Origin of the sequence: Spirosoma endophyticum (assembly GCF_900112365.1) — a bacterium.
In the GTDB taxonomy this organism is placed as follows: Bacteria; Bacteroidota; Bacteroidia; order Cytophagales; family Spirosomataceae; genus Spirosoma; species Spirosoma endophyticum.
In genome coordinates this window covers 143,830-160,993 of sequence record NZ_FOLQ01000003.1, presented here as the reverse complement: position 1 = coordinate 160,993, position 17,164 = coordinate 143,830, and the positions used below count along the sequence as shown (strand labels likewise).

Genomic DNA, 17,164 nt, shown 5'->3' with positions numbered 1-17,164 from the left:
CTACCGGTACGTTCCAACGAACAAAAAAACGTTCGTTACACTTTAATAACGGATTTCATCTTATAACAGAAACACATGGATTATAGGCAGGTAGGCAATTCTGATTTATACATTTCTGCAATCACGTTTGGTGCCTGGGCGGCTGGGGGCTGGATGTGGGGCGGTACTGAACGTAGTGATGCCGTTAATGCGATCAAGGCTTCCTACGATTTGGGCGTAACCTCCATCGACACGGCACCTATTTACGGGCAGGGCACCAGTGAAGAAATTGTGGGGGAAGCCATCAAAAATATACCCCGTGATAAAGTCCAGATTCTAACGAAATACGGCATGCGGTGGGACGTAGCGAAAGGCGATTTTGGCTTCAAAAGTCAGGACAACGCGGGGCATCCGATCGATGTTTATAAGTACTCCGGCAAAGACAGCATTATTAAAGAATGCGAAGACAGCCTGAAACGGCTCGGCACCGACTACATCGATCTCTACCAAATGCACTGGCCCGATAAAACCACACCCATCGAAGAGAGCATGGAGGCTGTTCTTCGGCTAATCGAACAGGGGAAAGTACGGCAGGCGGGTGTTAGCAACTATACAGTGGAACAGATGCAGCAAGCCGAAACGGTTTTGTCATTGGTGGCCAATCAGGTGCCATTCAGTATGCTCAATCAAAGCATCAATGAAACGCTGGTACCGTATTGCCTCGCCCATAAAAAGGGCATCCTGGCCTACAGTCCAATGGAACGTGGTCTGCTCACGGGCAAAATTAAACCCGGCCATCAATTTGCCGAGGGCGATCATCGGGCTGGGTATCGTTTCTTTAAAGAGCAAAATATCGTACAGACTGACGAGTTTCTGGACAAACTAAAGCCGTTGGCCGATGAGAAGAAAGCCAGCCTCAGTCAATTAGTGATCCGCTGGACGATTGAGCAGCCGGGTATCACAGCCGCGCTGGTAGGTGCCCGCAATGCAGAGCAGGCCATTCAAAATGCGCAGGCGATTAACCTTACCCTTTCCAGCGATGAATTGGAATTTATAAATTATAATCTACAAGCCCTGGAGCTGGTTTAATATTTAGTCTGGTTATTGGCTTAGTAATAAGCGATTGCTGAGCCAATAACCAGACTACGTTATTTTTACCCCCGTCCCGTCATTCGAGTCAGTTTCACTAGTTTTTGGGATACTTCCTCCGTCAGTTGATCGGGCTGTAAGCGCCACTGCCAGCTTCGGCCACCTAAACCCGGTGTATTCATACGGCCTGTTTCGTCGAGATTCAGTACGTCCTGCATGGGTAAAATAGACAGTCTGGCTACAGATTGCATGGTTAACCGGCAAATCTGATCCACTACGTTCGCTTCCGTAATCTCAATGCCGAGGTAGTCGCTCATTCGCTGGCGATGCTCATCATCCGACTCGCGGAACCAGCCAAGGGTTGTATTATTATCATGCGTTCCGGAATAAACCACGAAATTTTCGGCGTGATTATGCGGAGCATAGGTCGATGTTGGCAGGTCTTTACCAAATCCAAATTGTATTACCCGCATGCCGGGTATTCCATAATGCCGCAGAAAAGGTTGAATGTCAGCCGCTTTTGCTCCCAGGTCTTCTGCAATAATGGGCAACTGGACGAACTGACGATGCATGGCATGCATAAACGCTTCGATGGGTGCTTTAACCCATTCCCCAACCTTGGCTGTGGGTTCACTGGCAGGAATTTCCCAAAAGACAGCAAAGCCCAGGAAGTGGTCTAAGCGAGTCAGGCTATACAATGACATCTGGTGCCGTAGCCGACGCATCCACCAGGCAAAGCCGGTTCGTTCGTGCTCGTCCCAATCGTAAATTGGATTCCCCCACCGCTGACCGTACTCGCTGAAATAATCGGGGGGAGCCCCGGCAACAAATAAAGGCTGAAAGTTTTCGTCAAGTTTAAACAGGGTTGGATTGGCCCAAACATCGGCGCTGTTGAACTGAACGTATATCGGAATATCGCCCATGAGGTGAATCTTCCGTTCGTAGCAGTAGGCGGTCAATTCATTCCACTGCTTCATAAAGAAATACTGTGTCACCTTTACGATCTCAATATGATGACTCAGCTTTACCGTCTGCTCAGCCAGCGCAATTGGATCGCGCCGAACGATTTCGGCAGGCCAGCGTAACCAGAAGGGTTCTCCCGTTTCTTCCTGCAACGTAGTGAATAAAGCATAATCGTCGAGCCAATCGGCCTGCCAGGCACAAAACCGCTCATAATCACTACGTTGGGCTATCGTTGCGTTGGCCAGAAAGTTTTCGGCGGCCAATTGCAATAAAGGTCGTTTTTTTATCCAGGCGGCATGCAGCGTAGAGGGAGCCAGCACGAGTGGCCCAGCCAGCACGGGGTTTACAGTATCTCCCGATACGGTCGGCGCTTCGCTTATGGTTACATCCTGAACGGGCTGCTCATTGAAAACATCCAGAAAATCAGGGCTTAGAAAATTATCATCCACCAGCTTTTCCAAGCTGATCATCAGTATATTACCAGCAAAAGCGGATGGGCTACTGTAAGGTGAAAAACCGGCACCGGGGTCGACGGGGGTAAGGGGAAGAATTTGCCAGTACGTTTGTTTGGCAGCTTCCAGGAAATCAGCAAATCGATACGCTTCGGGACCTAAATCGCCGACACCATGCGCAGAAGGGAGGGATGTGATGTGAAGTAATATACCACTTGACCGTTGTTGGAGCATTTATTCTGTCGTTACGTGAATGAGTCGATAAGTTAATACCTATTTGGCGAGAAAGCCTGCTACTAATTTTGTTGTTTTTACCCACCGGTCCATTAAAGGTCCTCTTAACTGACCGACTACGTTTTGTACAAATCCGCCCGGACCCGCTTTTGTTTACCTTTTATCGTAAAAAGCTTATTGCCAAACGCATTCCATTACTAATCAGGTGCAAAATGACTGAGCTGTTCCTTGACCTTACGCTGTTTTTCTCCTACTTTTGCAGTCCCAAACAATGGGCAACATTTCAATAAAGCAACACCACATACAAATGATTACGGCAAAGGCAGTCAATACCGGTAAGATTACTCAAATAATCGGGCCAGTTGTGGACGTGAGTTTCGAGGGTGAAAATATGCGGATTCCCGCTATTCTGGACGCTCTCAAAGTAACCAAAGCCAATGGGCAACAGGTGATTCTGGAAGTTCAGCAACACCTTGGCGAAGACCGCGTTCGGACTATCGCAATGGATTCTACCGATGGCCTGTACCGGGGTATAGACGTTGTTGACCTGGGTCACCAGATCACAATGCCAACCGGCGAAGGCATCCGGGGTCGGCTTTTCAACGTCGTCGGCGACGCTATCGACGGTATCCCTCAGCCTAAGACTACCGGCGTTGGCTTACCAATTCACCGCGCTGCGCCTAAATTTGAAGATCTCGCTACGTCGACCGAAGTACTGTTTACCGGTATTAAAGTTATTGACCTGCTGGAGCCTTACGCGAAAGGCGGTAAAATTGGTCTTTTCGGTGGTGCTGGTGTAGGTAAAACCGTATTGATTCAAGAATTAATCAACAACATTGCGAAAGCATACGCGGGTCTGTCCGTATTTGCGGGCGTAGGGGAACGTACCCGTGAAGGAAATGACTTGCTCCGTGAAATGATCGAAGCAGGCATTATCCGTTACGGCGATGCGTTTAAACACTCAATGGAAGAAGGCGGCTGGGATCTGACCAAAGTAGATATGGCGGAAATGACCCAAAGCCAGGCAACGTTCGTATTCGGTCAGATGAACGAGCCACCGGGAGCCCGCGCTCGGGTTGCGCTGTCGGGTTTGACCATTGCCGAACACTTCCGCGATGGCGACGGTGAAGGGGCTGGTCGTGATATTCTGTTCTTCGTCGACAACATTTTCCGTTTCACGCAGGCAGGCTCTGAGGTATCAGCGCTTTTAGGCCGGATGCCATCAGCCGTAGGTTATCAACCAACGCTGGCTACCGAAATGGGTGTCATGCAGGAACGTATCACCTCGACCAAACGGGGTTCTATTACGTCGGTACAGGCCGTTTATGTACCTGCCGATGATTTGACTGACCCGGCGCCAGCTACGACTTTTGCTCACTTAGATGCCACAACGGTATTAAGCCGCAAAATTTCTGAGCTTGGCATCTACCCTGCCGTTGACCCACTTGATTCTACCTCGCGGATTTTATCGGCCGAAGTATTAGGCGACGAGCATTACAACACGGCTCAACGGGTAAAAGAAATTCTTCAGCGCTACAAAGAATTGCAGGATATTATCGCCATTCTTGGTCTGGAAGAATTATCGGAAGAAGACAAACTGATCGTAAGCCGCGCTCGTCGTGTACAACGCTTCCTGTCGCAGCCGTTCTTTGTGGCTGAGCAGTTCACCGGGTTGAAAGGCGTTCTGGTTCCCATCGAAGATACAATCAAAGGCTTCAACCAAATCATTGACGGTAAGTACGATCATCTACCCGAAGCGGCATTCAACCTTGTCGGTACGATTGAAGATGCGGTTGCCAAAGGCGAACGTCTACTAAAAGAGTCCGGTCAATAAGATTTCCAGCTGTGGTTCACGGTTATTTGTTAACGCTACAAATACTGTGAACCATAGTTTATAGTACAAACGGGCCTTCCTCGCCCAAGTCTGCTATATCATGAACATAACACTACGTTTTTATGAAAATGATCCGATTTAGTGTAGGAATGGCTTGTCTGTCAATTAGTTTTTTGGTGGCAACGGCAACAGATGCGTCATCGCAAACGGCAACTACGTCGGTAGCCAAGCCAACGGTGATTGGGGCAATTAAGGACTCTGCTATCACGCCAGGCGTATCGGCAACGACGCAAACTGCGGATTCGCCGGATGCTCACCTAGACAATGCGGTGGCTGCGCTCAACAAAGGAGACAAGGCTACAACAACGCAGGAATTACAAACAGGTATTGCTGGCCTGGAAGCCGCTGCTCAGCAGAAACCTACGTCATTTAAGGACAAGTTGCTGGCGCAGGCTAGCAAACTTAAAGCGCTGCTTCCACTCATTCCAACGGGTGCTTTGGGTAGTGGTGTGTTAGGAAAAGCCGTTAGTCTGGCCAAACTCGCTTCGGGTGGCAATCAGCTTGAAGGTATTCTGGCAGCAGGCTCCTTGTTAGGTAAAGGCAGTCAGCTAACCAGCGGTTTGTCAGGGATCGGCAGCGCTTTATCCAGCCTTGGTGGCGGTACGCAATCAACGGGCAAATCTTTGATCTCGAAGGCGCTGGCGAGTGTAAGTAAATTAGATCAGGGTGGATTAGTCGCTAAAGCCGCTGAACCAGTAGCAAAAACTGAAATTAGTAGCCTACTCAATTTAGTTAAAGGAGCCCTGTAAAAAATGATGAATTATAAATGATGAAGGCAGCTTTCATTTATAATTCATCATTTATAATTCATCATTAATTAGTATGACCGTAGACATTATCACTCCCGACCGCAAGGTCTTTTCTGGCGAAGCCAGTGCCGTTACGTTTCCAGGCAGTGAAGGCCAGTTTCAAGTATTGAACAACCACGCTCCATTAGTGAGTACACTCGACCGTGGGTCTATTATTGTACAGACAACCTCTGGTCAACAAACGTTTACGGTTGATGGTGGCGTCGTGGAAGTGCTGCAAAATAAAGTGCTGGTACTTGCCGAAGCGGTAATCGTTTAGTCAACCTCTCTTATTGCTAAAAGCGATTCACTTTATACAAGTGGACCGCTTTTTTTATGGCTGGTTTATGCGTTCCAGCTTTCTTTGTTACTTACCCAGCCATCAACATGACTACTAAACCATTTATCGTCGGTATTACGGGCGGCAGCGCGTCCGGCAAAACATCATTCTTGAAAGGCGTACTCAATGCGTTTACAGAAGATCAGATTTGTCTGATTTCGCAGGATAATTACTACCTCAGTCGTGATGTCATCCCCGTAGATGATCAGGGCGTTCATAACTTCGATTTACCGGAAACAATTGATCATCATCTCTACGCGCAACATATTGGCAAGCTACGTGACGGTGAGATTGTTACGCAGATGGAATATACCTTCAACAACCCCTTGATTGTACCCAAGTTATTGACGTTTCACCCGGCACCAATCATTATCGTTGAAGGGATATTTGTCTTTCACTTTCGCGAACTGGCCGATCAAATGGATTTAAAAATCTTCATCGACGCCAAAAACAGCATCAAACTCGAACGACGCGTGAAACGCGATGCCGAAGAACGGGGCTACGATCTCGATGATGTCATGTATCGCTGGAAATACCATGTCAAACCCACGTATCGGCAATTTATAAAGCCCTACCGCGCCGAAGCAGACATCGTCATTCCGAACAATAACCACTATTACAAAGGGCTGAATGTAGTTATTGAGTTTTTGAAAACGAAGGTGTAACGTAGTGTGGGCGGAAGCCCACACTACGTTAAATTTCAATCACGACTCCATCACTTTCCGGGTAACCGGTGCAGGTCAATACCCAGCCTTCCCGCAGATCGCGCTCCGTCAGTACGTCGTTGATTGTCATATGCACGCTTCCAGCCGTGCACCGGGCCGCACAGGTTGAACAACGGCCTCCCCGACAGCTATAGGGCAACGAGATGCCCTCGTCCAAAGCAGCCTGTAGAATGGATTTATAGGCGGAAACCTGAATTTCAACCTCACGAATTTCGACTTCGCGTCCGCGAAAACGTAGCAGCACCGTTCGGTCCTGTGCCAGAGCAGGCGGAGGTGCCAGAAAGACCTGTTCTACAACGAAATTCTCACGCCGAATCTGCTCCAGCCGAAAGCCCCTAAAAATGAGCGTAAACTGAATCATCCGCATATAATCGCCCGGTCCGCAAACATAAAAATGGAGTGTCTTCCAGTTGGATTTGCCGACCAGATCGGGCAACAGTCGTTCGAGCATTACGTTATTCAAACGTCCGCGCAAGCCATACCAATTCTCAGATGGATTGCTTAGTAAATACAGAAGGCGAAAACGATCCGGGAATTGACGTTGTAGATTTTCTAACTCTTCCCGGAAAATAATAGATCGTTCATTCGGATTGCTGTAAAGTAACGTAACCCGTCGGTCTGACTCAGTAAATAGTACCTGCTTTAACAAAGAAAAGAGCGGAGTTATGCCGCTTCCAGCGCCCAAGAAGACTAAATCGCCCGTTTGATTGTCATCAAGTGTAAACCGTCCGGCAGGATGAAGGCTTGTTAACACATCGCCAACACGTAACGAAGCAAGCAGGTAGCGCGAAATTTCTCCATTTTCAAGCCGTTTGATTGTTAAACGTAACGGCTCTCCCGGCATCGAACTAATAGAATAGGACCGACGTACCTCATGGGCATGATGGGTTAAGATCAACGTTAAAAACTGTCCGGCGCGGTGTAAGACAGGCTTTTCATCTATCGGCTCCAGGAAATAGCTTTTAGCATCGGGAGTTTCGGTGACAATTTGAACAATACGTAGTTGGAGAAAGTCGTCGGTCATGACCAAATCTACTTTATGTCAAAACTAACCAAATATGGGTTGTTGTTTGAAAGCCCGAAAGGTTTCCTGAAATTCGCCCCGCGTGAATTCGCTCCGCCAGTTCTTCGATAGGATAGATTCGCCCGTCGGGATTCATCTAATCAGTGCGTTGATTTCCCCAACAACTATATTCGCCGACATAACTAACGTAGTGACATTTTGCCGTCATTCGTTGTTTCATTAACAAACACCAAGTCCTAACTAATGGAAGCACTCCTGGAAGAAGTTCAGCGCGTGGGTTACGTCAACAAGCCCGTTGCCGACGACATAGATTTAGTTGCCGAAATCAATCGGCTCAAGAAAGAAAAAAATGCTGTTATTCTGGCTCACTACTACGTAGATGGCGCTATTCAGGACATCGCCGATTACATTGGTGACAGCCTTGGTTTGAGCCAACAGGCCGCTGCAACACCCGCTGATATGATTGTGTTTTGCGGAGTTCATTTCATGGGCGAAACGGCAAAAGTGCTTTCACCGGAGAAAAAAGTTGTCATTCCTGATCTCAACGCGGGTTGTTCACTCGCCGACTCTGCCCCAGCCGACAAGTTCGCAGCATTCAAGGCGCAATATCCTGATCACATCGTTCTGTCGTATATCAACTGCTCGGCCGAAATCAAGGCATTGTCTGACATTATCGTTACGTCGTCAAATGCCCTGAAAATTGTTGAGAGTCTGCCGAAAGATCAAAAAATAATCTTCGCACCCGATGCCAATCTGGGTCGCTTCGTCTCGAAAAAAACGGGACGGGATATGGTGCTGTGGGATGGTGCCTGCATTGTTCACATCGACATTTCGCTTGAAAAGCTGCACAAGTTGCGGATACAATATCCCGAAGCCAAGTTCATTGCCCACCCAGAATGTCAGGAGCATATTCTGAGTGAAGCCGACTATGTTGGTTCGACAACGGCTTTACTCAAATACGTAGTAGATAGCCCCGAACAAACGTTCATCGTGGGTACAGAAGCAGGAATTCTGCACAAGATGAAGCAGGCGGTTCCGCATAAGAAGATTATTCCGGCCCCTGCCAGCCAGAACAATACCTGCGCCTGTTCGGAGTGTCCATATATGAAGATGAATACCATGGAGAAGGTCTATAACGCCATGCTCTACGAACAACCAGAGATCATTGTACCAGAAGATATACGAGTAAAAGCTTATGAATCAGTAGCGCGGATGCTTGAATTGAGCAAATAGACAACTTAAACTCAAAGCAGAAAGGAAAAAGTGGAGGTGCCTGAGTAAATTACCTGTGTTAAAATAATAGATGAGCGCATAATTATTCTATCTATTTATGATAAAAGTGAGGCAGATACTATTAAAAATAAAGACCTTAAACATCGGCTGAAAAATGCTGGTTTGCTTTGTTTAATTCGACTCCAATGTCCCATCAATTCGATTTTCTGGTTATTGGCTCCGGCATCGCGGGCCTGAGTTACGCCACCAAGCTGGCGATGCACTTTGACGAGTTGCAGCAAGAGGTATGTATCGGTGTCATTACAAAGGTGCAGGCCGACGAAACCAACACAAAATATGCTCAGGGAGGCATTGCGGCTGTCTGGTCGGAAGATGATTCGTTCGAGAAGCACATCGAGGATACGATGATCGCGGGCGATTTTCTCAGCGACCGCCACATTGTTGAAATTGTGGTACGTGAAGCGCCCGGTCGGATTCAGGAGCTGATTAACTACGGCACTCGTTTCGACAAAGAGCATGGCGGGACCGATTATGATCTGGCCAAAGAAGGTGGTCACTCCGACTACCGGATTCTTCATTTCAAAGATATTACGGGCGCTGAAATTGAGCGGGCTTTATTAGAAAAGGCGAATTCGTTGAAATCCATCGAGATTTTCACCCATTTCTATGCTGTAGAACTCATTACGCGTCACCAGCTCGGCGAAACGGTTCATCGCTACGATACCGATAACAAGTGCTTTGGCGCCTACGTACTGAATACCAAAAACGGCGAAGTCGAGCAGTTTCTGGCGAAAACAACCTTGCTGGCAACGGGCGGTATTGGCAATATTTACCAGAATACGACCAATCCCAGCATTGCTACGGGCGATGGTATTGCGATGGCCTACCGCGCCAAAGGCATTGGCAAGGATATGGAGTTTATCCAGTTTCACCCTACGGCGCTGTATGAACCGGGCAAAAAACCCAATTTTTTGATTTCAGAAGCAGTACGTGGTTTTGGTGGCATACTACGTACCAAAAAGGGCGAGACGTTCATGGAAAACTATGATCCTCGGCTGTCGCTTGCCCCGCGCGACATTGTGGCCCGTGCCATTGACTCCGAGATGAAAAAGGCCGGTGATCCACACGTTTATCTGGACGTGACCCATTGCGATTACGAACGATTTATTGAACATTTCCCTAATATAACCGCCTATTGCCAGGACCATTTGGGACTAGATATACGGAAAGATTACATCCCGGTTGTACCAGCGCAGCATTATTTGTGCGGGGGCGTTCGGGTCAATGAATGGGGGCAAACTAACATTCAGTTCCTGTATGCCGTTGGCGAATGTTCCTGCACGGGCTTGCACGGGGCCAATCGCCTGGCGTCCAACTCATTGCTCGAAGCCGTGGTGTTTGGTCATCGGGCATACGAGAAAACCGTCGAATTACTTGGTCAGGCATCTTTGCCTGAGAACATTCCTGCCTGGAATGATGCGGGTACCACCCACCCGGAAGAACTGGTTTTGGTAACCGAAATGAAGAAGGAACTAGAGTCAATCATGTCGAACTACGTCGGTATTGTGCGCTCGAACCGACGCCTGAAACGGGCCATGGATCGACTTGAACTTATTTATTTAGAGCACGAAGAGCTTTATCGCCAGTCGAAAGTATCGGTACCCATTTGCGAATTACGTAACATGATTGAAGTCGCCTATTTAGTTATCAAGATGGCTATGGCCCGTCGCGAAAACCGTGGGCTGCATTTTAATCTGGATAATGTAAAGTAGTCTGGTAGATTAAACTTTTCGATACGTTTAAAAGCAAGGTTTATCAACGCAATGATGGTAGCGTAGGAATAAGTAGCTTTACCCGCCAAAATTCAGCGTCTATTCGTTTAAAAGCAGTGTTTGAATTTTGGTTAGCGTTTCGAAGAATAAGCTGCCCATCATGAACCAGCAAGACATTATTGACTTCATCAAGCAAAGCGATAGCCCTAAAATAAAGTATGCATTTACCGATATTGACGGCGTACTACGTGGCAAAATCATTCACCGACAGAAATTCATGGACGGCCTGACCGATGGCTTCGGCTTTTGCGACGTCGTTTGGGGGTGGGATTCGTCTGACACACCTTACGATAATGGACGCACTACCGGCTGGCATTCCGGCTATCCCGATGCCCCGGTACGTATCGACGTATCGACCTTTCGGCAACTTCCCTGGGAAGATAATATCCCGTTTTTTCTGGCCGATTTTAGTCACGGTTTAGACAATCAGTCAAGTAAGTACGGCTTATCTGCCTGTCCGCGTAGTCTGCTCAAACGGGTTGCCACGCAATGTCAGGACATGGGCTTTCATGCCGAATTTGCTCAAGAGTTCGAGTGGTTTAATTTCCGCGAAACTCCACAGACGTTACAGCAGAAAAACTTTCAGCAACTAGAACCGCTGACGCCCGGTATGTTCGGTTACTCGATCCTACGTCCTTCACTCGAAAGTGCGTTTTACCATGATTTATTCGACTTGTTAGGTCAATTCGATATACCGTTGGAAGGGCTTCATACCGAAACCGGACCGGGTGTTTACGAAGCGGCTATTATGCACGACGAGGTTGTTCGCGCAGCTGACAAAGCTGCTTTGTTTAAAACTGCCGTTAAAGAAATTGCCTACCGACACGGTGCTGTTGCTACGTTTATGGCCAAATGGAACGCCGATTTGCCAGGATGCAGTGGACATATTCACCAAAGTCTGTGGAATCTGGAACAAACTAAAAACCTGTTTCACGACGCTGCTCAACCCAATCACATGAGCAAATTGATGCGGCAGTTCATCGCTGGACAACTGTATTGCCTGCCTCATATTACGCCCATGTTTGCACCAACCATTAACAGCTATAAACGCCTGGTCGAAGGCGCCTGGGCGCCAACAACCATAACCTGGTCGGTAGATAATCGGACAACGGCACTTCGGGTATTGAACCATAAGGAAGCTTACACGCGTGTTGAACACCGTGTGTCGGGAGCTGACACTAATCCGTATCTGGCGCTGGCAGCTTCGCTGGCTTCAGGGTTGTATGGCATTCGGCATGAGCTGACACTCGATATTCCCGCTTCTGAGGGGAACGGTTATACGGATAAACGAAACGGCATCTTACCAACAAATCTGGATGAAGCGACGCGGGCAATGGCAAATTCACCGGTAGCTTCGGAACTGTTTGGCGCTGAGTTTGTTGACCACTTTACCCGTACCCGAGACTGGGAATGGCGCCAGTATCTTCGGCAAGTCAGCGACTGGGAACTGAAACGATATTTTGAAATAATTTGACAGGTTTTAGGTAGTCGGTATTGGGTAGTCGATTGGCTGACGCGACAATAGTTTCAGGCGTCAGCCAACCAACTACCCAATACCGACTACTTAAAACCGAACATTTACCATGCGTCTAGTCGATTACCCTACTATAATAAAAAAGGCCTGGGCAGAGTTTGATGGGTCCGTGCAGATTCAGATAATTGAAGACATTAGCGCGCGGGTCTCAACCAACCACGTCTTTAAAGTTACGTTCGAGGATGGAGAACACATTATTGCAAAACTGTCTTATTTCGGTAAGTATGAGCAGTTTCTGGAAGACCATCAGGTTATTCATGCCCTGGCAAATAACCTTCTCTACCCGTTTGAGAACGTACTGGCCAAATCGTTGGTACGTAATGGGCAAGTTTACACGTATCGCCACCGAGACGGGTTTGTGGATGCATGGGTGGTGTTTTACAACCCAATCCGTATTCAACTAAAACTACCCCGTCGATTAGAAGAACATCATATTCAGATGCTTGGCAGGCAGGTAGCCAAGTTCCACAAAGCCTGTTCCCGTGTTAGTACTGTATTACCCAAATCAAGTAAAACGCTACGTTCCGATATATGGGATTTGCTCGACCTGCTCGACACAGAAACCGGACAGTTCGAACACCGATTGCATATAGAGGAATTAAAACGGCAGTGCGAATTATTCCTGGCGAATCGTCAGAAACTCGTGGCCGGCACGGTTGAAACAATGCCCGTATTTGTCGACTGGAACATCGGGAATTTCTCTGTTTCACAAAATCTTGAACTCTATTCGCGTTGGGATTATGACTGGTTTCGTATAAGTTACCGGGTCATGGATTTCTACTTTTTCAGTCGGGTTGTCTCCAACGCTGGCGACCGGACCGTGTTTAGTTATGTAATCGGTCCATTAATGGAAGATCGATTTTTATTATTTTTAAAAGAATACCACAAGATTTTTCCATTAACCGAAAACGAAATTCGGTTTCTTCCCGAAGCTTATCGTTTTTTCATACTTAACTACGTCATAAAATACGGCCGGTATTTTTTTCACCGAACCTATGCTACTAAACTTCAACGCGAAGCCTACGAGACATACTTCCCATCAATTGAAAAATTCGATGCAGAAATAATCCTGAAAGCACTGGATATAGAACCCGCCTAAAAGATTTACTGCTCAGACTGTAGGAATATGTAAATAATGGCGATGGTATCGTCAATATATAGCATCTCAGGTGAATGAGGGCGGCTTTATGACCTCGCGTAACGGTTATACCCTGCCAGAGAAACCATTGGTTTCACCAAAGAATCAACCTTTTATGGGTCGAACACCTAATACTGGTTGGCCAGAATCGTGGAATTCGAGGTGGTTAATAATGGAGCATCGTGGTTGGTTTTTAGCCACTTGACCAATGAGGCCCATTCCTTGCTTCAAGAAATCTAATCGAAAATTCGGCCTGAATCGTATTTTTACAAATAATCTCTTCATAAACTACGTACCTCCTACTCATTTTACTGCTCCATGCAACTTGCCGAATTCAAAACCGTAGCGTCTGATTATAAGGTCATTTTCTTCGATGCGTTTGGTGTTTTAAAAAATTCGGAAGGGTTGCTACCAGGTATTGAACACACTTTTGACTGGCTCCAGGAAAACGGTAAGGACTTTTACGTACTAACCAATGACGCATCGCGCGGTCCGCAGGAATTAGCCGAATCGTACTACCGACAAGGGTTGCATGCCATTCCACCCGAACGTATTATTTCTTCAGGCATGTTAGCCCGGGAATATTTGGACCTCAAAGTACGTAGCGGTACGGTGGCTTACCTGGGCACCGAAAAGTCAGCTCATTATCTGGAAACCAGCGGCCTGAAAACCCTGCCAATCAGCCAGGTAGATCTCAAAGACGTAGCAGATATTAACGCCTTAGTTTTGCTCGACGACGAAGGATTCGACTGGAATACCGACCTCAACAAAACAGTTAATCTTTTACGTAAGCGTAACATTCCGGTGATTGTAGCCAATACAGATACAACTTATCCTGTCTCCAAAAGCCGGATTGCGATTGCTATTGGGGGCGTGGCAAAAATGATCGAAACCATTGTTGGTAAGCAATTCATCCGCTTTGGCAAACCTGATGCTCAGCTTTTTATGTTCGCTTACGAGCGATTAGAGAATGCATCCCACGTTAGTAAACGAGATATTTTGATGGTGGGCGATACATTAAAAACCGACATTTTAGGTGGCAATAAATTTGGCCTGGATACCGTGCTCGTATTAACCGGTAACACCCAGCCGCAAGATGCAGAAGTTCTAATCAGAAGTACGGGCATTATTCCTACTTATATCTGCAAATCAGTTGTGATTCGCTAGGCACGTTTAGTAGTGAGCCACAATTGATTAATTACACAACGAAGTTCATCTTCATCGTATAATACAATCAAATTCTAGGTTTTAACAATTCTCTTTCAGTTTCTGAATATAGCTATCCGACGCCTACTATATCAGCATAACTAATTGACTATCTGAGATTTATATATTCTATAACATCCAGTTCGGATGATTTATACTCTAAAAAATTGTTTGATAATACAAAGGTAAATACGTTTCTTTGCGCAGTTTTTTAACTCCAACGGACTACTATAATGTCGGACATTGCACAAAAAGTTAAGAATATCATTGTTGAGAAATTAGGTGTTGAAGAGTCAGAAGTGACTCCGGAAGCAAGCTTCACGAACGATTTGGGCGCTGATTCACTCGACACGGTTGAGTTGATCATGGAATTCGAAAAAGAATTCAACCTCCCCATCCCTGATGATGAAGCCGAAAAAATCTCTACGGTTGGTCTGGCTATCGAGTATCTGGAGAAACACATCGGAAAGTAAGCCCTTACGGAACAGTAAAGTCCGGTGGTAAGCCTGCTGCTGAAAGCCGCCAAAAGCTTATCACAACTAGAGAGCCATCAAGTACGTAGAAATCAGCGCCAACAATTTTAGGCTCGGCGTTGTTTTTCTATTTTTCATTACGCAGTCAAACTGTATGACATTCAAACGAGTAGTAGTGACCGGCCTCGGTGCGTTGACACCCATTGGCAATGATGTACCCACTTATTGGAACAACTTGGCCGCCGGTGTAAGCGGGGCCGGTCCCATTACGAAGTTCGACGCCAGCAAGTTTCGGACACAGTTTGCCTGCGAATTAAAAGGGGTTGAGGTTACTCAGTTTATTCCAAGGCAGGAAGCAAGAAAGATGGACGCGTTTACACATTACGCGCTCATTGCGACCGACGAAGCCATCAAGGACGCGAACCTAAATCTCGACACAATCGATAAAAATAAAGTCGGCGTCATTTGGGGATCAGGTATCGGCGGTCTCAAATCGTTTGAGGACGAGATGATCGATTACGCCAAAGGCGACGGCACCCCCCGTATCAATCCGTTCTTTATTGTTCGGATGATTGCCGACAGTGCCTCTGGACAGATTTCCATGCGCTATGGTTTCCGGGGTACAAACTACGTAACAGTTTCAGCCTGTGCCTCGACAAACAATGCGATTATTGACGCGCTGAATTATATACGTCTGGGCCGTTTGAACATGTGCGTTGTGGGAGGCTCTGAAGCAGCCGTTACGCGGGCAGGCATTGGTGGATTTAATGCTAACCGTGCCTTGTCGGAACGTAATGCTTCGCCAGAAACAGCTTCTCGCCCTTACGATAAAGACCGTGATGGTTTTGTGCTGGGCGAAGGAGCCGGATCACTCATTCTGGAAGAATACGAACATGCTCAATCTAGGGGTGCCAAAATTTATGCTGAATTAATTGGCGGAGGCATGTCGTCTGATGCCTATCATATAACGGCTCCACACCCTGATGGCTTAGGTGCATTTTTGGCTATGCAGGATGCGCTGAACGACGCAGGCATTGCCCCTACTGACATCGATTACATTAATACTCACGGCACATCAACACCGATTGGTGATCCACAGGAATTGAAGGCAATTCATCAATTATTTGGCGAGCATTCATTTAAGTTGAATATTAGCTCGACCAAATCTATGACAGGTCACTTGCTGGGTGCGGCTGGTGCCGTTGAAGCAATCGCCTGTATTAAAGCGCTCGAAAATCAACTAGTGCCGCCAACAATTAATCATTTCACAGACGACGACGAAATTGATCCTCGCTTTAATTTAACATTCAACACGGCTCAGGCACGCTCTATGACAACCGTGATGAGTAATGCGTTTGGATTCGGAGGTCATAACGCCATAGTCATTTTTCGTAAACTTAGCTGAGTCGTGCAACTCGCTCTGCCCCGTAGTTTATATAATCCCTTTAGTTGGTTCCGAACCGGCAATTCTGGTTCGCACAAGAGCCTGCGCCGGTCAATTGCTCATATAATTGGAGCACGACCCTCTAATTTAGGCTTATACCAACTCGCCCTGCGCCACACGTCGGCATCAAAGGCAACAGCTATTGAGGGGTTTCGGGAATCAAACGAACGGCTAGAATACTTAGGTGACGCCGTACTGGGTATGGTGATTGCCGAGTTTCTATTCAAAAAGTATCCTTACAAAGACGAAGGTTTCTTAACTGAAATCCGCTCCCGAATCGTAAACCGGGAAACCTTGAATGGTATTGCCCGAAAGATTGGCCTCGACCAACTAATTGAGTACGACGGAAGCCGGACACGTAGCTTACCCGCTCGTACGTCTATGTATGGCGATGCACTCGAAGCACTGGTAGGCGCCGTGTATCTGGATAAAGGGTTTCGTTTTTCCCGTCGATTTATTCTGAAAGATTTATTAGCGCACTACGACATTGAATCAGTCGTACAGAACAACGGCAATTTCAAAAGCCGTTTGATTGAATGGGCGCAGCGCGAAGGCAAGGAAATCCGCTTTGAAATCGTTTCAGAAAAGGGCAATAGCCACTTCCGTGAGTTCATTGCACAGGTCATAGTTGGTAACGAGCCCTTTGCTACAGGTAGCGGTTACAGTAAGAAAAAAGCTGAACAAGCAGCTGCCGAAAAGGCTATTGAACTACTCGACAACAAGCAGTAGACCACTTCCACACGCTTTGCCGCATCCCTTCACAAACTTATACTGGTAAATGTATTAGTTGGCCGCTCCTGACGCAAACCCGGTACT

The 17,164-nt window shown here is 47.1% G+C and carries 15 protein-coding genes; 13 read left to right on the top strand and 2 right to left on the bottom strand.

The window, feature by feature from the left end:
• The first annotated feature begins 75 nt into the window (after positions 1–75).
• Entirely contained in the window at positions 76–1,068 is a 993-nt protein-coding gene (locus BM202_RS09780; protein WP_093825449.1) for an aldo/keto reductase, read from the top strand.
• 65 nt (positions 1,069–1,133) lie between these two features.
• Here the strand turns inward: BM202_RS09780 and malQ are convergent, their stop codons facing one another.
• Entirely contained in the window at positions 1,134–2,717 is a 1,584-nt protein-coding gene (gene malQ / locus BM202_RS09775; protein ID WP_093825447.1) for a 4-alpha-glucanotransferase, read from the bottom strand.
• 307 nt (positions 2,718–3,024) lie between these two features.
• On the opposite strand from malQ, the gene atpD reads away from it, so the two are divergent.
• The 4 genes from atpD to udk all read left to right on the top strand — a co-directional run bounded on the left by atpD (position 3,025) and on the right by udk (position 6,404).
• Complete coding sequence (gene atpD / locus BM202_RS09770; protein ID WP_093825445.1) at positions 3,025–4,551, top strand: F0F1 ATP synthase subunit beta; 1,527 nt, start codon at positions 3,025–3,027, stop codon at positions 4,549–4,551.
• A 122-nt stretch (positions 4,552–4,673) separates the two neighbouring features.
• Positions 4,674–5,360 (top strand): hypothetical protein, encoded by a 687-nt coding sequence (locus tag BM202_RS09765; RefSeq protein ID WP_093825443.1) that lies wholly within the window; start codon positions 4,674–4,676, stop codon positions 5,358–5,360.
• Positions 5,361–5,433: 73 nt separating this feature from the next.
• Positions 5,434–5,679, top strand: a complete 246-nt coding sequence (gene atpC / locus BM202_RS09760) for an ATP synthase F1 subunit epsilon (RefSeq protein ID WP_093825441.1) — start codon at positions 5,434–5,436, stop codon at positions 5,677–5,679.
• Between the two features lie 107 nt (positions 5,680–5,786).
• Positions 5,787–6,404, top strand: coding sequence for a uridine kinase (gene udk / locus BM202_RS09755; protein ID WP_093826243.1), 618 nt, complete (start codon positions 5,787–5,789; stop codon positions 6,402–6,404).
• 28 nt (positions 6,405–6,432) lie between these two features.
• On the opposite strand, the gene BM202_RS09750 is transcribed toward udk, so the two are convergent.
• Positions 6,433–7,488 carry a ferredoxin--NADP reductase gene (locus BM202_RS09750; protein WP_093825439.1) on the bottom strand — a complete coding sequence of 352 codons (1,056 nt, stop codon included), beginning with the start codon at positions 7,486–7,488 and terminating at the stop codon, positions 6,433–6,435.
• A gap of 243 nt (positions 7,489–7,731) precedes the next feature.
• Here BM202_RS09750 and nadA point away from each other — a divergent pair, with 243 nt between their 5' ends.
• From nadA to rnc, 8 genes are all read left to right on the top strand, one after another.
• Positions 7,732–8,721 (top strand): quinolinate synthase NadA, encoded by a 990-nt coding sequence (gene nadA, locus BM202_RS09745; protein WP_093825437.1) that lies wholly within the window; start codon positions 7,732–7,734, stop codon positions 8,719–8,721.
• A gap of 185 nt (positions 8,722–8,906) precedes the next feature.
• On the top strand, positions 8,907–10,493 hold the full coding sequence (gene nadB, locus BM202_RS09740; protein WP_093825435.1) for an L-aspartate oxidase: 1,587 nt from the start codon (positions 8,907–8,909) through the stop codon (positions 10,491–10,493).
• Positions 10,494–10,653: 160 nt separating this feature from the next.
• Positions 10,654–12,027: a glutamine synthetase family protein gene (locus tag BM202_RS09735; protein ID WP_093825433.1), complete on the top strand. Its 1,374-nt coding sequence runs from the start codon at positions 10,654–10,656 to the stop codon at positions 12,025–12,027.
• Positions 12,028–12,136: 109 nt separating this feature from the next.
• On the top strand, positions 12,137–13,186 hold the full coding sequence (locus BM202_RS09730; protein WP_093825431.1) for an aminoglycoside phosphotransferase/kinase family protein: 1,050 nt from the start codon (positions 12,137–12,139) through the stop codon (positions 13,184–13,186).
• A gap of 357 nt (positions 13,187–13,543) precedes the next feature.
• Positions 13,544–14,392, top strand: a complete 849-nt coding sequence (locus BM202_RS09725) for a TIGR01459 family HAD-type hydrolase (protein ID WP_093825429.1) — start codon at positions 13,544–13,546, stop codon at positions 14,390–14,392.
• Between the two features lie 272 nt (positions 14,393–14,664).
• Positions 14,665–14,904: an acyl carrier protein gene (locus tag BM202_RS09720; RefSeq protein ID WP_018617787.1), complete on the top strand. Its 240-nt coding sequence runs from the start codon at positions 14,665–14,667 to the stop codon at positions 14,902–14,904.
• Between the two features lie 154 nt (positions 14,905–15,058).
• Entirely contained in the window at positions 15,059–16,309 is a 1,251-nt protein-coding gene (gene fabF / locus BM202_RS09715; RefSeq protein WP_093825427.1) for a beta-ketoacyl-ACP synthase II, read from the top strand.
• A 3-nt stretch (positions 16,310–16,312) separates the two neighbouring features.
• On the top strand, positions 16,313–17,077 hold the full coding sequence (gene rnc / locus BM202_RS09710) for a ribonuclease III (RefSeq protein WP_093825425.1): 765 nt from the start codon (positions 16,313–16,315) through the stop codon (positions 17,075–17,077).
• The last annotated feature ends 87 nt before the right edge of the window (positions 17,078–17,164 follow it).